14 protein-coding genes are annotated in these 17,081 nt (G+C 67.8%); 6 read left to right on the forward strand and 8 right to left on the reverse strand.

The genetic code is table 11. From position 1 onward, the window contains the following. Positions 1-101 precede the first annotated feature (101 nt). The 5 genes from ABEA07_RS09425 to ABEA07_RS09445 all read right to left on the reverse strand — a co-directional run bounded on the left by ABEA07_RS09425 (position 102) and on the right by ABEA07_RS09445 (position 7,474). On the reverse strand, positions 102-1,055 hold the full coding sequence (locus ABEA07_RS09425) for a branched-chain amino acid ABC transporter permease (protein WP_345537414.1): 954 nt from the start codon (positions 1,053-1,055) through the stop codon (positions 102-104). A gap of 83 nt (positions 1,056-1,138) precedes the next feature. Continuing rightward, positions 1,139-2,377 (reverse strand): branched-chain amino acid ABC transporter substrate-binding protein, encoded by a 1,239-nt coding sequence (locus ABEA07_RS09430; RefSeq protein ID WP_345537415.1) that lies wholly within the window; start codon positions 2,375-2,377, stop codon positions 1,139-1,141. Positions 2,378-2,529: 152 nt separating this feature from the next. Further along, positions 2,530-4,173: a 3-(methylthio)propionyl-CoA ligase gene (locus ABEA07_RS09435; RefSeq protein WP_345537416.1), complete on the reverse strand. Its 1,644-nt coding sequence runs from the start codon at positions 4,171-4,173 to the stop codon at positions 2,530-2,532. Between the two features lie 113 nt (positions 4,174-4,286). Continuing rightward, the gene (locus ABEA07_RS09440; protein ID WP_345537417.1) at positions 4,287-5,936 is read right to left on the reverse strand and encodes a carboxylesterase/lipase family protein; all 1,650 of its coding nucleotides are present in this window, start codon (positions 5,934-5,936) and stop codon (positions 4,287-4,289) included. Positions 5,937-6,172: 236 nt separating this feature from the next. Beyond that, positions 6,173-7,474 carry a UDP-N-acetylglucosamine 1-carboxyvinyltransferase gene (locus ABEA07_RS09445; RefSeq protein ID WP_345537418.1) on the reverse strand — a complete coding sequence of 434 codons (1,302 nt, stop codon included), beginning with the start codon at positions 7,472-7,474 and terminating at the stop codon, positions 6,173-6,175. Positions 7,475-7,654: 180 nt separating this feature from the next. On the opposite strand from ABEA07_RS09445, the gene ABEA07_RS09450 reads away from it, so the two are divergent. From ABEA07_RS09450 to ABEA07_RS09470, 5 genes are read left to right on the forward strand one after another with little or no spacing between them, the layout of a single operon-like run. Beyond that, positions 7,655-9,148 carry a protein adenylyltransferase SelO gene (locus ABEA07_RS09450; RefSeq protein WP_345537419.1) on the forward strand — a complete coding sequence of 498 codons (1,494 nt, stop codon included), beginning with the start codon at positions 7,655-7,657 and terminating at the stop codon, positions 9,146-9,148. Beyond that, a complete protein-coding gene (gene msrB / locus ABEA07_RS09455) occupies positions 9,145-9,555 on the forward strand; it encodes a peptide-methionine (R)-S-oxide reductase MsrB (protein WP_345537421.1) in 411 nt (136 codons plus the stop codon). The genes ABEA07_RS09450 and msrB overlap by 4 nt, the downstream gene beginning before the upstream one ends. Positions 9,556-9,557: 2 nt before the next feature. Then, positions 9,558-10,097: a septation protein A gene (locus ABEA07_RS09460; RefSeq protein WP_345537423.1), complete on the forward strand. Its 540-nt coding sequence runs from the start codon at positions 9,558-9,560 to the stop codon at positions 10,095-10,097. Beyond that, entirely contained in the window at positions 10,094-10,357 is a 264-nt protein-coding gene (locus ABEA07_RS09465) for a BolA family protein (protein WP_345537425.1), read from the forward strand. The genes ABEA07_RS09460 and ABEA07_RS09465 overlap by 4 nt, the downstream gene beginning before the upstream one ends. A 49-nt stretch (positions 10,358-10,406) precedes the next feature. Next, positions 10,407-11,186 (forward strand): peptidylprolyl isomerase, encoded by a 780-nt coding sequence (locus ABEA07_RS09470; protein WP_345537426.1) that lies wholly within the window; start codon positions 10,407-10,409, stop codon positions 11,184-11,186. Positions 11,187-11,326: 140 nt separating this feature from the next. Here ABEA07_RS09470 and vapC read toward each other — a convergent pair whose 3' ends face one another. The 3 genes from vapC to purL form a co-directional block, all read right to left on the reverse strand. Next, positions 11,327-11,722: a type II toxin-antitoxin system VapC family toxin gene (gene vapC / locus ABEA07_RS09475; protein WP_345537427.1), complete on the reverse strand. Its 396-nt coding sequence runs from the start codon at positions 11,720-11,722 to the stop codon at positions 11,327-11,329. Beyond that, positions 11,719-11,913, reverse strand: a complete 195-nt coding sequence (locus ABEA07_RS09480; RefSeq protein WP_345537428.1) for a type II toxin-antitoxin system VapB family antitoxin — start codon at positions 11,911-11,913, stop codon at positions 11,719-11,721. Before ABEA07_RS09480 ends, vapC begins: the two co-directional genes overlap by 4 nt. A gap of 177 nt (positions 11,914-12,090) precedes the next feature. Further along, entirely contained in the window at positions 12,091-16,119 is a 4,029-nt protein-coding gene (purL, locus tag ABEA07_RS09485; protein ID WP_345537429.1) for a phosphoribosylformylglycinamidine synthase, read from the reverse strand. Positions 16,120-16,238: 119 nt separating this feature from the next. Between purL and map the strand changes: the two genes are divergently transcribed. Continuing rightward, positions 16,239-17,063, forward strand: a complete 825-nt coding sequence (map, locus tag ABEA07_RS09490) for a type I methionyl aminopeptidase (protein ID WP_345537430.1) — start codon at positions 16,239-16,241, stop codon at positions 17,061-17,063. Positions 17,064-17,081 lie beyond the last annotated feature (18 nt).

The raw sequence follows: 17,081 nt of genomic DNA on the forward strand, positions 1-17,081 counted from the left end.
GGGAGCACCCGCGGAGCCGGCTTTGCCGGGCCGCTGGGTGCGCCCCCGGTGAAGGGGTTGGCGGACCACACGAAGTGGGGGAGCCTGGGGGAGAGCGTCATCTAGTCCTCTCGCGTTCCGAGCAAACCCTTGGGCCTGAAGATCAGGATCAGGACCAGGAACAGATAAGGCAGGATCGGCGCCACCTGCGAGATGGTGAGCCGCAGCAGCTCCCAGCCGAAGGTCTGTTCGCTCACCGCCACGCCGAGCGCCCGCAGGCCGGACGCGAGCGAGTGGTCCATGGCCACCGCGAAGGTCTGGATGATGCCGATCAGCAGCGAGGCCAGGAAAGCGCCCGCCAGCGAGCCCATGCCGCCGACCACCACCACCACGAAGATGATCGAGCCGACCGAGGCCGCCATCGCCGGCTCGGTGACGTAGGTGTTGCCGCCCACCACGCCGGCCAGGCCGGCCAGCGCCGCGCCGCCGCCGAAGACGAGCATGAAGACGCGTGGCACGTTGTGGCCCAGCGCCTCCACCATTTCCGGGTGCTTGAGGGCCGCCTGGATCACCAGCCCGATGCGCGTGCGCGTCAGCAGCAGCCAGACCGACAGCAGCATCAGCAGCGCCACCAGCATGATGAAGGAACGCGACTTGGGGAACTGGGTGCCGTAGAGCGTGAACAGCGGGCCCTGCAGCTGAGGCGGCAGGCCGTAGGGCACGGTCGAGCGGCCCCACACCAGCTGCACCAGCTCCAGGATCAGGTAGGAAAGCCCGAAGGTCACCAGCAGCTCCGGCACATGCCCGAACTTGTGCACGCGCCGCAGGCTGAAGCGCTCGAAGCCGGCGCCCAGCAGGCCCACCAGCAGCGGCGCGACGAACAGGGCCGGCCAGAAGCCGACGATGCCCGAGAGCGTGTAGGCGACGTAGGCGCCGAGCATGTAGAAGCTGGCGTGCGCGAAGTTGAGCACGCCCATCATGCTGAAGATCAGCGTCAGGCCGGAGCTCAGCATGAACAGCAGCAGGCCGTAGCTCACGCCGTTGAGCAGTGAGATGACGAAGAATTCGATGTTCATCGGTCCCGGGAGCGGTCGGAAAATAAAAAGGCCCGAGTGTCGAAGTCGGGCCGGGCCGGTATGGGTGGGGCGACCCTGTGCCGTCAGGGGCTGGGCCGCTTCATCTGGCAGGAGGTCGGCGTGCTGGCCACGTAGGGCTCGTAGTACTTGACCGGCACGAAGGTGTAGCCGGTCTTTTCGCCATCGACCTTGTACTTGCCTTCGGCCTTGTCCCACCGGGTGATGTAGAGGCCCTGCTGGAGCTGGTGGTCGGTCTTGCGCATCTCGACCTCGCCGTTGAAGCTCTTGAACTTCATGCCCTCCAGCACCGCGGCCACCTTCACCGGGTCGGTGGACTTGGCGCGGGCGAAGGCTTCGCTCAGCATCGTGAAGGCGGTGTAGGCCGCGGAGGTGTAGAGGTCTTCGTTGAACTTCTTGTTGAATTCCTCGGACAGGCGCTGGATCTCGCCGCCCATGTTGTAGTGGCCGTAGCCGACCTGGTAGACCTTGCCGGCGGAGGCGGCGCCCATGGCGGTGGGCGTGCCGCTGACGGTGCCGTAGTAGGTGTAGAACTTGACGTTGTTCAGGCCGGCGTCGTTGGCGGCCTTGATCAGCAGCGCCAGGTCGGAGCCCCAGTTGCCGGTGATCACGGTGTCGGCGCCCGAGGCCTTGATCTTCGCGATGTAGGGCGCGAAGTCGCGCACCTGAGCCAGCGGGTGCAGGTCCTCGCCGACCACCTGCACGTCGGGGCGCTTGCGGGCCAGGTTTTCCTTGGCGAACTTGGCGACCTGCTGGCCGTGCGAATAGTTCTGGTTGAGCAGGTAGACCTTCTTGACGTCCGGCTGGTCCTTCATGAAGGTGGTCAGCGCCTCCATCTTCATGGAAGTGTCGGCGTCCAGGCGGAAGTGCCAGTAGCTGCACTTGCTGTTGGTGAGGTCCGGGTCGACGGCGGCGTAATTGATGTACAGCACCTCCTTGCCGGGATTGCGCGCGTTGTTCTTTTCCAGCGCGTCGATGATGGCCAGGGCGGCCCCGGAGCCGTTGCCCTGCAGCACGTAGCGGGCGCCCTGGTCCTGGGCCGAGCGCAGCGCGTTGGTGGTTTCCTGCGGGCTGAGCTTGTTGTCGATGCCGATGATCTCGAACTTGACCCCGGCGACGTTCTTCTTGTTGAACTCCTCGGCCAGGAACTGGTAGGTCTTGAGCTGGTTCGTGCCCACCGCGGCCATCAGGCCGGAGAGCGGATCGAGCCAGGCGATCTTGACGGTCTCGCCCTTCTGGGCCATGGCGCCGGTGGCGACTGCGGCGAGGACGGCCGCGCTTGCGAGTTTCAGAGCGAACTTCATTGCTGTCTCCTGGTCTTGCTGCAATGCGAGATGAGGTTACTGGTCTTTGCACCCCTGCCCGTCAGGGAATGCCCGTAAGGCGCCTGCCGCGGGGGCGATTTCTATCACCCAGGCGACAGGCGCACCGGGGCGGGTGCTACCCGCCGGTAGGATCACTGCGGCAGCTTGTAGCCGCGCAGCTGCTCGCGCAGCTTGGTCTTCAGGATCTTGCCGGTCGCGCCCAGTGGAATGGCGTCGACGAAGACGACGTCGTCCGGCACCTGCCACTTGGCCACGGTCTTGTTGCCGTAGAAGGCCAGGAGCTCCTCGCGGGTGAGCTCGGCGCCGGGCTTCTTCACCACGATCACGATGGGCCGCTCGTCCCACTTGGGATGAGGCACGCCGATGCAGGCGGCGATCGCGACGGCAGGATGGGCCACGGCGATGTTCTCGATGTCGATGGAGCTGATCCACTCGCCGCCGGACTTGATCACGTCCTTGCTGCGGTCGGTGATCTGCAGGTAGCCGTCGGCGTCGATGGTGGCGACGTCGCCGGTGGGGAACCAGCCGCGGCCCTGCGCGTCAGGCACCAGCGGGTCGCCGCCCTCGCCCTTGAAGTATTCCTTGACCACCCACGGCCCCTTGACGAGCAGGTCGCCGGAGGCCTTGCCGTCCCAGGGCAGCTCCTCGCCGTTGCCGTCGACGATCTTCATGTCGACGCCGAAGATGGCCCGGCCCTGCTTCAGCCGCAGCGCGGTCTGCTCTTCCTGCGGCAGCGCCAGGTGCTTGTTCTTGAGCGTGCACAGCGTGCCCAGCGGCGACATCTCGGTCATGCCCCAGGCATGGAGCACCTCCACGCCGTACTGCTGCTGGAAGGCGTCGATCATGGCCGGCGGGCAGGCCGAGCCGCCGATGACGGTGCGCTTGAGGGTGGAGAACTTCAGGTCCTGCGACTGCATGTGGCCCAGCAGCATCTGCCAGACCGTGGGGACGCCGGCCGCGAAGCTGACGTGCTCGGCTTCGATCAGCTCGTAGACCGACTTGCCGTCCAGCGCCGGGCCCGGGAAGACCAGCTTGCAGCCGGTGAGTGCGGCCGAGTACGGGATGCCCCAGGCGTTGACGTGGAACATCGGCACCACCGGCAGCACGGCGTCGCGGGCCGACAGGGCCATCACGTCCGGCAGCGCGGCGGCGTAGGCGTGCAGCAGGGTCGAGCGGTGGCTGTAGAGCGCGGCCTTGGGGTTGCCCGTGGTGCCGCTCGTGTAGCACATGCTCGAGGCGGAGTTCTCGTCGAAACTCGGCCAGTCGTAGCGATCGGATGCCGGCGCGATCCACGATTCGTAGCTCAGCAGGTTGGGGATGCCGCTGCCCTCCGGCAGCTTGTCGGCGTCGCACAGCGCGACCCACTTCTTCACCGTGGTGCAGCGGGCGTGCACCGCCTGCACCAGCGGCAGGAAGCTGAGGTCGAAGCAGAGGATCTGGTCTTCGGCGTGGTTCGCGATCCAGGCGATCTGGTCGGGGTGCAGCCGCGGGTTGATGGTGTGCAGCACGCGGCCGCTGCCGCTGACGCCGTAGTAGAGCTCGAGGTGGCGGTAGCCGTTCCAGGCCAGCGTCGCGACGCGGTCGCTGAAGAGCAGTTGCTCGTTGTCCAGCACATTGGCCACCTGTCGCGCACGCGACGCGACCTGGCGCCAGCTGCTGCGGTGGATGTCGCCCTCCACGCGACGCGAGACGATCTCGCCGTCTCCGTTGTGGCGCTCTGCGAACTCGATCAGCGACGAGATCAAGAGCGGCTGGTCTTGCATCAAACCCAACATCGATCAACTCCTTGTAGAGATAGGGAGGCTGCGGCGCTCCCGCGAGCCTGCGCAGCCGAGGTTCACGCAAGTGCGCGCGATTTCCAATGCCACAAACCCGCAGTCGTCCGGCTTCAGCGAAGGCCGATGCGGGCGGCATCGGCGGTGGCGTCGAACACGAGGGTGGCCGGCCAGGGCAGCCAGGCGGTGCCCAGCGCGGCGGCGTTGGGGTCGCCGGTGTGCAGGAAGGCGGCGATGCCGGCCATCATGGCGTCCGACAGGGCCGTCCGCCCGGCTTGGTTGGCCCGGCTGTTGACCGCGTTGGCGAACACCGAGGGACCGAAATTGCCGAAGACGAATGGCAGGTCGAAGGCATGCGCGGCGCCGTACACGGTGTCCCACGGCGGCGGCTCCTGTGCCCAGTCGAAGCGGTAGTGCCAGAGATCGGACTGCTGCGTCTGCAGGGTGCGCAGCAGGTTGTCGCGGCTCGCTTCCATGAAGCGCCGGGTGATCAGGCCGGTCATGGCGTCGTAGCCGGTGTCCGGGGCTGTCGCCGGCAGGTAGGAGGGGTCGAGGAGGTCGGCCACGCCGAGCGCCGCAGGCGCATCGGGGTCGAAGTCCTGCATCAGCCTGAAGCGGGTGGCATCGTCGATCCGGATGCCCGGCTTGCCGCCGAAGAGCGTGAGGAAGGGTGCGAAGAGCTTGCCCTCGTCGCGCGTGATGCCCACCACCATCGGCAGCTTGGCGTAGCGCCCGGCGGCGATGGCGGCGATCGGGTCGGCCGGCACCACCGTGCCGTCGGGGATGGGGCCGGAAACGGTCAGGCGATGGGCCAGCGCGGTGGCCAGGATGGTCCGCGCGTCCTGGGCCCGCAGAAAGTCGGCGAGCTGGGCGTCGGTCTGGCCGGCCGCATAAGCTTCGGCCGCCGGCAGGTCCGCGGCCTTGCCGTCGGCCACCAGCAGGTGCAGCAGCAGCGCCCTGCCCTGCGCCTCGTAGGCGGAGGCCGGCAGCAGCGTGGGCAAGGATTCCGGCGGCAGGTTGGCGGCCAGCGAGATGCCACCGCTCAGCGCAATGGCCTGGTGGAACAGGCCCTGCGCCAGCGGCGAGGCGATCAGCGCCAGCAGGTTGATGGCGCCGGCCGACTGGCCCATGGCCGTGACCTTGCCCGGGTCGCCGCCGAAGGCCGCGATGTTCGCCTGCACCCAGCGCAGCGCGGCCAGGAGGTCCAGCAGGGCGAAATTGCCGGAGTCCTCCCCCGTGTCGCTGCCGGTCCGCAGGGGAGCCAGCTGCAGGAAGCCGAGCACGCCGAGGCGGTATTGGACGGTGACGACCACCGCGTTGGCGCGCCTGGCGAGCCGCGCACCGTCGTAGACCGGGTCGGCCGCGTAGCCCGAGATGTTGCTGCCGCCGTGGATGAAGAACAGCACCGGCAGCTGCTGCGCCGCCGAGGCCGGCCGCCAGACGTTCAGCGTCAGGCCGTCTTCGCTGCCCACCGGGGTGTTCAGCGTGCCGGCGATGGTCGCGTCGTAGCGGTTGTTGGCGCCGGGCCCGAAGAGGCGGCCGTTCTGCAGGCAGGCGGGGCCGAATTCACGGGCCTGACGCACGCCGGTCCAGGGCGAGGGAGCCACCGGCGCACGCCAGCGCAGCGGACCGACCGGCGGCTGCGCGAAAGGAATGCCCTTCCACCACCAGGTGCCGGAGCCGGCGCTGTCATCCACGCCCTCGACCTTGCCGGCGACGGTCTGGCGCACCATCGGTCCGTCGTTCGCAGCTTGTTCGGCCATGCCTGCCTCCGCCCGGGTTGATCGGAATTCCTGCACCGGTGCGGAGCCGTCATGCTCCCCGCGCGCCCGTCGGGGTCGTCACCGCTGCGGTCGGAATTCTAGGAACGGCCGCCTGTCTCCGGTTGTCGCAAGCGCGCCAAAGTGACTTCAGGCGCCTCCCCGTTGCTGCCCTTGCCCCGCAGACGCCGCTGGTGGGCGAGCGCGGCGCGCCGGCGGTGCTGGCGCGCTGAGACGCCCTACTCCTCCTGGGTCCATTCCACCCGCACGCCGAGGCTGCGCAGGTTCTCGACGAAGCGCGGATGCGCGCGCCGGATCGGGGCCGCGTTGCGGATCTCCGATCGCCCCTCGATGCTGACCGCGACCATGAAGAGCGCGATCGCCACGCGGATGATGTAAGGGCTCTCGACCACCGCCGGCGCCAGCGGACCGCCGCCGAAGGTGATGAGGCGGTGCGGGTCGGACGAGAACACGTGGGCGCCGAACTTCGACAGCTCGCCGGTCCAGCCCAGCGCGCCATCGTAGACCTTGTTCCAGAACATCGCGTTGCCCTGGGCGCGCACGCCGAGCGCGATGAAGATCGGCAGCAGGTCCACCGGCACATAGGGCCAGGGCGCGGCCTCGACCTTGGTCAGCACGTTGCTGGTGAAGGGGGCCTGCACCTTCAGGGGGCCGCCGCGGCGGGCCTGCGACCAGCCGTCGCGGTGCACGATCTGCACGCCGAATTTCGCGAAGGTGCGGTCGATCAGCGGGAACTGCTCGGGTGCGTTGTTGCGCACCAGCACGTCGCCGCCGGTGATCGCGCCCAGCGCGAGGAAGGTGGCGATCTCGTGGAAGTCCTCGTCGAAGCGGAACTCGCCGCCGCGCAGCGCCCCGCCGCCGTGCACCGTGAGCCTGGAGGTGCCGATGCCCTCGATGCGCACGCCCATCAGCGTCATGAAGCGGCAGAACTCCTGCACGTGCGGCTCCGAGGCCGCGTTGGTCAGCGTGGAGGTGCCCGACGCCGAGGCGGCGCAGAGCACGAAGTTCTCGGTGGTGGTCACCGAGGCATAGTCCAGCCAGTGGTCGACCGGGCGCAGGCCCTCCTTCAGGTGAACCAGAAGCGAGCCCTCGGTGCGCTCGACGCTGCCGCCGAAGTGGCGCAGCACCTCCACGTGCGGATCGATTTCGCGCACACCCAGAGTGCAGCCCTTGACGTTGTCTTCCAGCCGGGCCACGCCGAAGCGTGCGAGCAGCGGCGGCACCAGCATGATGGAGGAGCGCATTTCCTCCGGCAGACGGTGGCGCGCGGCATCGAAGACGGTGTCCCGGTGGTGCAGGTCCAGCGTGCCGGTCTCGCGGTCCAGCCGCACCTCGCTGCCCAGGGCCTGGAAGATCTCCAGGATCTTGCGCACGTCGGTGATGTCGGGCACGCCCAGCAGTCGCAACGGCTCGCGGGTGAGCAGGGTGGCGCACAGCACGGGCAGCACGGCATTCTTGTTGGCCGACGGCGTGATGCGGCCGCGCAGCGGAGCGCCGCCGTGGACGATGAGACTGGACATGGGGGAGAAGATGGGATGGGGAAGCGAAGCGCGAGGGCTGCACTCTACAGGCTGAAAGGGCCCGTGAGCCGGGCCCAACAAATCGAAACAGAACACGCATGCCGTTGCGCCGGGCAACGCACGGCCGCCGCCATGGCCCCGATGCCCGAGGGTTACGCGGTCTGCCGGACAATCGGGCCCATGCGCTTGCTTGCAGAAGAAGACACCAAACTGGCGGATCCCGGCGTGCGCTGGGTTCCCGGCTTCTCCGCCCTCGGACCGGCCTTCTACACCTCCCTGCGGCCCACGCCCCTGCCCTCGCCGCCTTATTGGGTGGGCTGGAGCGATGCCGTGGCGCGCGAGATCGGCATGCGCCAGGACTGGCGCAGCGACGCGGTGCTGGCTGCCCTGACCGGCCAGGCTTTGTTCGAGGGCAGCGCGCCGCTGGCCACCGTGTACAGCGGCCACCAGTTCGGCGTCTGGGCCGGCCAGCTGGGCGACGGCCGCGCCATTCTGCTGGGCGAGACCGACACCGGCTGGGAGCTGCAGCTCAAGGGCGCGGGCCGCACACCCTATTCCCGCATGGGCGACGGGCGCGCGGTGCTGCGCTCCAGCATCCGCGAATTCCTCTGCAGCGAGGCGGTGCACGCTCTCGGCATTCCCACCACCCGCGCCTTGTGCGTGACCGGCTCCGACGACCCGGTGGTGCGAGAGGAGATCGAGACCGCCGCCGTGGTGACGCGCGCCGCGCCCAGCTTCGTGCGTTTCGGCCACTTCGAGCACTTCGCGGCGGCCAACCGGGTGGACGAACTGCGGGCCCTGGCCGACTACGTGATCGACCGCTTCTACCCGGCCTGCCGCCACGACGCGCGTTTCGCGCACTTCGACGGCAATGCCTACGCCGCGTTCCTGGAGGCGGTGAGCGAACGCACGGCGGCCTTGCTGGCGCAGTGGCAGTCGGTGGGTTTCTGCCACGGCGTGATGAACACCGACAACATGAGCATCCTGGGGCTCACCATCGACTACGGTCCCTTCCAGTTCCTCGACGGCTTCGACCCGCGCCACATCTGCAACCACAGCGACACCGGCGGACGCTATGCCTACAACCAGCAGCCCAACGTCGCCTACTGGAACTTGTTCTGCCTGGCGCAGGCGCTGCTGCCGCTGATCGGCGACCAGGAGATCGCGGTCGCCGCGCTGCAGTCCTACAAGACGGTGTTCCCGGACCGGTACGAGGCTCGCATGCGTGCCAAGCTGGGCCTGCCCTCGCCCGCGCCGGACGACCGCGCGCTGGTCGAAGGCATTCTCAAGCTGCTGGCGCAGGAAAAGGTGGACTACACGATCTTCTGGCGCCGCCTCGCCGACCACAAGGCGGGCGGCGACCCGGCGGCGGTGCGCGACCTCTTCCTCGACCGGGCCGGCATCGACGCCTGGCTCGCCGCCTTCGAGGAACGCCACGCACAGGTCCCGGCCGCGCAAGCGGCACAATCCATGCGCCGCGCCAATCCGAAATTCGTGCTCCGGAACCACCTGGGCCAGCAGGCGATCGAAGCGGCGCAGCGCAAGGACTTCTCCGGCGTGGCGACCTTGCTCGAACTGCTCCAGTCCCCATTTGAAGACCATGCCGGCCACGAGGCCTATGCCGGCTTCCCGCCCGATTGGGCTTCCACCATCGAAATCAGCTGCTCATCATGACCGCTCCCATCCAGAAAACCGATGCCGAATGGAAGGCCATCCTGGCCGAGAAGGGTGCCGAGCCCGGCGCCTTCGAGATCACCCGCCGCGCCGCCACCGAGCGCCCTTTCACCGGCAAGTACGAGGCCCACTGGGAAGACGGCACCTACCACTGCATCAGCTGCGGCGCCAAGCTCTTCGAATCGGCCACCAAGTTCGACGCCGGCTGCGGCTGGCCCAGCTTCTCGCAGGAGGCGGTGCCCGGTGCCATCCGCAACGTGGTCGACCGCTCCCATGGCATGGTGCGCACCGAGAACGTCTGCGCCAACTGCGGCGCCCACCTGGGCCACGTGTTCCCCGACGGCCCGACGGAGACGGGCTTGCGCTACTGCATGAATTCAGCCTCCCTGGAATTCCAGAAACGCTGACCATGAAGTTGCTGCTCGACTTCTTCCCCATCCTGCTCTTTTTCGGAGCCTTCAAGCTCTACGACATCTACACCGCCACCGGTGTGCTGATGGCGGCGACGGTGCTGCAGATGGGGATCATCTGGTTCAACGAGCGCAGGCTGGCGCCGATGCAGAAGGCGACCCTGGTGCTGATCCTGCTCTTCGGTTCGCTCACGCTGCTGCTGCACGACGACCGCTTCATCAAGTGGAAGCCGACGGTGCTTTACGGCGCGATGGCCGTGGCATTGGCGGTGGCGCTGTGGGGCTTCAAGAAAAACTTCCTCAAGATGCTGCTGGGTGCGCAACTGGAGCTGCCGGGCCGGATCTGGGGTCGGCTCAATGTCGCCTGGATCGCCTACTGCGTGTTCATGGCCGCGATCAACGGCTACGTTGCGGCGTACTTCAGCACCGAGGCGTGGGTGGACTTCAAGCTCTGGGGCTATGTGTTCCCGATCGTGTTCCTGGTCGCGCAAGGCTTCTATATCTCGCCGCATCTCAAGTCGGACAAGCCTGCCGCATGACCCTTCCCACCGCCGCCGACCTGGATGCGCGCCTGCGCGCGACGCTCGCGCCCACCGCGCTCGAAGTGATCGACGAAAGCGCGGCGCATGCCGGCCATGCGGGCGCCAACGCCGAGGGCTACGGCACCCATTTCCGGGTGCGCATCGCCTCCCCACTGTTCGACGGGAAGTCCCGGGTCGCGCGCCATCGGCTTGTGTATGATGCGCTCCAGCTTTTCATCGCACAGGGCCTTCACGCCATCGCCATCGAGACGCTTTGAAGCGCTTTGTTTCCCGCCCATTCTGGCGGTAGAAAGTACCCTCCCTCCTATGAAGAAACACCTCCTGCAGGCCGCAGCAGCCGCCGCCCTTCTTGCTGCCCTCCCCGCCTTCGCCCAGAACGCGGCCATCGTGAACGGCAAGCCGGTGCCCAAGGCGCGCATGGACGTGCTGGCCCAGCAGCTGGCGGCCGCGGGCCGGCCGGTGACGCCCGAGATGCAGGGCCAGCTGCGCGAAGAAGTGGTCGCCCGCGAGATCTTCATGCAGGAAGCCCAGAAGCAGGGCCTGGACGCCACCGAGGACTACAAGAACCAGCTCGAACTCGCGCGCCAGGCCATCCTGATCCGCCAGCTCTTCGACAACTACCGCAAGGCCAACGCGGTCACCGACGCCGATGCCCAGGCCGAGTACGACAAGTTCGTCGCGGCCAATGGCGGGAAGGAGTACAAGGCCCGCCACATCCTGGTCGAGAAGGAAGACCAGGCCCAGAAAATCCTGGCCGACCTGAAGAAAGGCGGCAAGTTCGAGGACATCGCCAAGAAGCAGAGCAAGGACCCGGGCTCCGGCGCCAACGGCGGCGACCTGGACTGGGCCGCGCCCGCCAGCTTCGTGCCCGAGTTCTCGGAGGCGATGATCAAGCTCAAGAAGGGCGAGACCACGGCCGCCCCGGTCAAGTCGCAGTTCGGCTACCACATCATTCGCGTGGACGACATCCGCCAGGCGCAGCTGCCGAAGCTGGAAGAGGTCAAGCCGCAGATCGTGCAGCAGCTGCAGCAGCAGAAGCTGCAGAAGTACCAGGAAGAGCTGCGGGCGAAGGCAAAGGTGGAGTAAAAGTTCTCCCCCAGGCTGCCCCACTTCGTGTGGTCCGCCAACCCCCTCTCCGGGGGCAACACCAGCGGCCCGGCAAAGCCGGTTCCGCGGTGTTCCCCGAACAAGAAAAGCGGCCCTTGGGCCGCTTTTCTCTTGGACGTTCACGGGCGCAGGCAGCGAAGGCCCAGATGTGTCTCGAAGGCGTCGAAGTCCCGGTCGTTGTGCAGCAGCATCACGTCGTTTTCGATGCACCAGGTCGCGATCAGGGTGTCGATGGTCTTGCGAACGGTGACACCGAGTGCGCGCAGCCTTCGGTGATTCTTCGCCGCCTCCACGGCGATGGCTTCACCGCATAGCGTCACGACGTCCAGCGCGACAAGCAGCTTTCTTGCTTCATTGAATTCACGCTCGTTTCCGAAGCCCCGCAGCACTTCGGCGAGGATGAGGTCCCCAATGGCGACAGGTTCGCTCTGAAGCAGCCGATCCAACTGCTCGGCCGGAGTCGTAGCGGTACCCCGAAAGAAGTCGATCCAGACGCTCGAATCAACCAGGATCACTTGTCGGTCCGCATCGCAGCCAGATTACCTTGCCACTGACGCTTGCCGCGAAGGCGTCGAATCTCTTCCTGTTGCCGCAAGCGCAACAACGTACGCAAACCCAACTCGACCACCTCGCGCTTGGTACCGAGACCCGTTGCCCGCAAGGTGTCGTTCATGAGCTTGTCGTCGATGACGATGTTGGTTCGCATGATGTGTACGAATTCCTAAGTTCGTACACATCATAACGCTCCCTCCGCCACGGGGCCCCATGCTGGAATGGCTCTTTCGCCCCACTGCCGGCATTTGCAATTCGCAATCCGAGCTAGCTCGACAGATGCGGGTGCGGTGGTGCGGCCTGCCAGCGTCGATGCGATCTCGGAGGAGCCCTACCCGACCCACTTGCGCGCATTGCGCCAGATCCTCATCCACGGGCTGAAGGCGCTCTTGTCGCCCGAAGTCCAGCTCATCTGGATGTTGCGGAACACGCGCTCCGGGTGCGGCATCAGCGCGGTGAAGCGGCCGTCGGCGGTGGTGACGGATGTCAGGCCGCCGGTGCTGCCGTTGGGGTTGAAGGGATAGCGCTCGGTCGGCTGGCCCTGGTTGTCGACGTAGCGCATGGCCGCGATGGCCTTGGACGGGTCGCCGCGGTGCTTGAAGTTGGCATAGCCCTCGCCATGCGCCACCGCGATCGGCAGGCGGCTGCCCGCCATGCCGGCGAAGAAGAGGCTGGGCGACTCGAGCACCTCGACCATGGACAGGCGAGCCTCGAAGCGCTCGCTCTGGTTGGTCGTGAAGCGCGGCCAGGCCTCGGCGCCGGGAATGATGTCGGCCAGCTCGGCGAACATCTGGCAGCCGTTGCACACGCCCAGGCCGAAGGTGTCGTCACGGCCGAAGAAGGCCTTGAACTGCTCGGCCAGGCGCGGATTGAAGGTGATGCTGCGCGCCCAGCCGATGCCCGCACCCAGGGTGTCGCCATAGCTGAAGCCGCCGCAGGCCACCACACCCTTGAAGTCGGCCAGGCTGGCCCTCCCCGTCTGCAGGTCCGTCATGTGCACGTCGAACGATTCGAACCCGGCCTCGTGGAAGGCGTAGGCCATTTCCACGTGCGAGTTGACGCCCTGCTCGCGCAGGATCGCCACCCGCGGGCGCGCCAGGTTCAGGAAGGGCGCGGCCACGTTCTCTTCGATGCCGGGCGCCAGCAGCACCTGTGCGCCCGGGTCCTGCGGATCACCGGCGGCGGCATGCTCGGCATCCGCGCAGTCGGGGTTGTCGCGCTCGCGGCAGATCTTCCAGCTGACTGAATCCCAGACCTGGTGCAGGTCCTGCAGGCTGGCACTGAACACCGCCTTGGCATCGCGCCAGACTTCCACCTTGCCCTTGCCGGCATCGATGGCGGAGGCTTCGGGGCGGGTCTTGCCGACGAAATGGCTGTGGGCGCTGAGGCCGTGCGCGCGCAGCGTCTGCATGACCTCGTTGCGCTCGGCGGTGCGCACCTGCAGCAGCAGCCCGAGTTCCTCGTTGAAGAGCGCCTTGAGGGTGAGTTCCTCGCGCCGCGCACTGACCTGCCCGGCCCAGTTCTTGGCGTCGCCGTACTCGGCGCGGCTGTCACTGATGCCGTCGCCTTCCGTCACCAGCAGGTCGACGTTGAGGGCCACGCCCACGTGGCCGGCGAAGGCCATCTCGCAGGCGGCGGCGAACAGGCCGCCGTCGCTGCGGTCGTGCATCGCGAGGATGCGGCCCTCGGCGCGAAGCGCGTTGACCGCGGCCACCAGCTTGACCAGGTCCTGCGGGTCGTCGAGGTCAGGCACCTGGTCGCCCGTCTGCCCCAGCGTCTGGGCCAGGATGCTGCCGGCCATGCGCTGCCGGCCGCGGCCGAGGTCGACCAGAACCAGCGTGGTGTCCGGCTCCGCCGCGTCCAGTTGCGGCGTGAGCGTGCCCCGCACGTCGGCCAGGGTGGCGAAGGCACTGACGATGAGGCTGACCGGCGAGCTGACCTTCTTCTGCGCTTCGCCCTCGCGCCACTGTGTGCGCATGGACAACGAATCCTTGCCGACCGGGATGGAGATGCCCAGCGCCGGGCACAACTCCAGGCCCACGGCCTTGACCGTCTCGTAGAGCGCGGCATCCTCGCCGGGCTCGCCGCAGGCCGCCATCCAGTTGGCCGAGAGCTTGACGCGCGACAGTTCGATCGGCGCCGCCAGCAGGTTGGTGATGGCCTCGGCCACCGCCATGCGGCCGGAGGCCGGTGCATCGAGCGCCGCCAGTGGCGTGCGCTCGCCCATGCTCATCGCCTCGCCCGCAAAGCCTTTGTAGTCGGCCAGGGTCACGGCGCAGTCGGCCACGGGCACCTGCCAGGGGCCGACCATCTGGTCGCGGTGGCTCAGGCCGCCGACGGTGCGGTCGCCGATGGTGACGAGGAAGCGCTTGGACGCGACGGTCGGGTGCGAAAGCACGTCGATGGCGGCCTTCTGCAGGTCCACGCCGGTGAGATCCAGCGGCTTGAAGCTTCGGCGGATCGACTGCACGTCGCGCAGCATCTTCGGCGGCTTGCCGAGCAGCACGTCCATGGGCATGTCGACCGGCTGCGCCTCGGCGCCTTCGTCCGTCACGAGCAGTTGCCGCGCCTCGGTGGCCACGCCGACGACGGCGAAGGGGCAGCGCTCGCGCTCGCAGAACGCCCTGAACTGGTCAAGGGATTGCGGCGCGATGGCGAGCACGTAGCGCTCCTGGCTTTCGTTGCACCAGATTTCCTTGGGCGCCAGGCCCGACTCTTCCAGCGGCACGGCGCGCAGGTCGAAGCGGGCGCCGCGTCCGGCGTCGTTGGTGAGCTCGGGGAAGGCGTTGCTCAACCCACCGGCGCCCACGTCGTGGATGGCGAGGATGGGGTTGGCCTCGCCCTGCTGCCAGCAATGGTTGATGACCTCCTGGGCACGCCGTTCGATCTCCGGGTTGCCGCGCTGGACCGAATCGAAGTCCAGCTCGGCCGCGTTGGCGCCGGTGGCCATGGAGCTGGCCGCCCCGCCGCCCATGCCGATGCGCATGCCGGGGCCGCCGAGCTGGATCAGCAGTGTGCCGGCGGGGAACAGGATCTTCTTCGTCTGCCCGGCGTCGATGCTGCCCAGGCCGCCGGCGATCATGATCGGCTTGTGGTAGCCACGCTGCAGCGTGTCGCGGTCGCTCTCGACCGTCTGCTCGTACTCGCGGAAGTAGCCCAGCAGGTTGGGCCGGCCGAACTCGTTGTTGAAGGCGGCGCCGCCCAGCGGGCCCTCGGTCATGATCTGCAGCGGGCTGGCGATGTGCTCGGGCTTGCCGTAGCTGCCGGCCCCCGGCCAGAGCTTGGAGACGCTGAAGCCGGTCAGGCCGGCCTTGGGCCGCGAGCCGCGTCCCGTGGCACCCTCGTCGCGGATCTCGCCGCCGGCGCCGGTGGAAGCGCCCGGAAAAGGCGAGATCGCCGTCGGGTGGTTGTGGGTCTCGACCTTCATCAGCACGTGGCCGAGGGCCTCGCGCTTTTCGTAGCGATTGGCATCGGTGCCGGGCACGAAGCGCTCGATGCGAGAGCCCTCCATGATCGAGGCGTTGTCGGCATAGGCCACCACCGTGTGCTGCGGGTTCTGCCGCTCGGTGTGGCGAATCATCGAGAACAGGCTCTGCGGCTGCGGCTGCCCGTCGATCACGAAGTCGGCGTTGAAGATCTTGTGGCGGCAGTGCTCGCTGTTGGCCTGGGCGAACATCATCAGCTCGACGTCGCTGGGGTTGCGCCCGAGGCGGGTGAAGGCATCGACCAGGTAGTCGATCTCGTCGTCCGCCAGGGCCAGCCCGAACTGCGTGTTGGCCTCGACCAGCGCGGCGCGGCCGCCGCCCTGCACGTCCACGTGGGCCATCGGCTGGCCCGGCAACTCGGCGAACAGGGCCGCGGCCTGGTCCACGCCGGGCAGCACCGATTCGGTCATGCGGTCGTGCAGCAGCGCGGCCACGGCGGCGAGCCGCTCACCGTCGAGCACCGGGGCCTTGCCCAGCAAGGGCGCCTTGAGGACGACGTGGTACTGCGTGATGCGCTCGACCCGGCGCAGCGCCAGGCCGCAGTTGTGCGCGATGTCGGTGGCCTTGGAGGCCCAGGGCGAGACGGTGCCCAGGCGCGGCGTGACGACCAGGGCGGGCACGGACTTGGCCGGCGCCTCGAAGGGCTCGCCGTAGCCCAGCAGCGCGGCGAAGCGCTCGCGCTCGGCGCCTTCCAGCGCGTGGTCGGTCGCCACCAGGTGGACGAAGCGTGCCGCGATGGCTTCGATGCGCGGCTCGATGGCCTGCAGGCGAGGCAGCAACTGGCGGGCCCGGAAGCCGCCGAGCGCGCTGCCGCCCTCGAAGAAAGTCACCACCGGGGCGACGGGATGGGAAGGCGCATTCAGGGGCAACGTCACGGTCGGATCGGCCTGCGGGCCGTGTTGGGAATCCAGATCAGATGAGGCGGTGGCCGCTGACTGGGGCCATCCGCGCGAACCGGGCATTTTAGCGAGGCGGATGGGATAATTCCCGCCCTATGAGCATCACCTACAAAGACGCCGAGGGCGTGGCCGGCATGCGCACCGCGTGCCGGCTGGCCTCGGAAGTGCTGGACTACCTGACCCCGCACGTGAAGCCCGGCGTGACCACCAACGAGATCGACAAGCTCGCCCACGACTACATCACGCAGGTCCAGGGCGCGATCCCCGCCCCCCTCAACTACATGGGTGCCTCCAGCGTGCCCTACCCCAAGTCCATCTGCACCTCCGTCAATCACGTGGTGTGCCACGGCATCCCGAACGACAAGCCACTCAAGAAGGGCGACATCGTCAACCTCGACATCACGGTCATCAAGGACGGCTGGCACGGCGACACCAGCCGCATGTTCATCGTGGGCGACGCGTCCATCGCCGCCAAGCGCCTGTGCGCTCTCACTTACGAGGCCATGTGGCACGGCATCGTGAAAGTGAAGCCGGGCGCGCACCTGGGCGACATCGGCTTCGCGATCCAGCGCTTCGCGGAAAGCAACGGCTTCTCGGTGGTGCGCGAGTTCTGCGGCCACGGCATCGGCCGCGGCTTCCATGAAGAGCCGCAAGTGCTGCACTACGGCAAGCCGGGCACGCTGGACGAACTCAAGCCGGGCATGACCTTCACCATCGAGCCGATGATCAACGCCGGCAAGCGCGACATCAAGGAAGACGCGAAGGGCGGCAAGTACGACGGCTGGACGATCGTCACGCGCGACCACTCGCTGTCGGCGCAATGGGAGCACACGGTGCTGGTCACCGAGACGGGCTATGAAGTGCTCACGCTCTCGGCCGGCAGCCCGCCGCCGCCCGCCTTCGCCAGCGTTTCGGCTTGAAGCCGCTGCTCGGCCTGC

Source organism: Variovorax defluvii (assembly GCF_039541515.1).
In the GTDB taxonomy this organism is placed as follows: Bacteria; Pseudomonadota; Gammaproteobacteria; order Burkholderiales; family Burkholderiaceae_C; genus Variovorax; species Variovorax defluvii.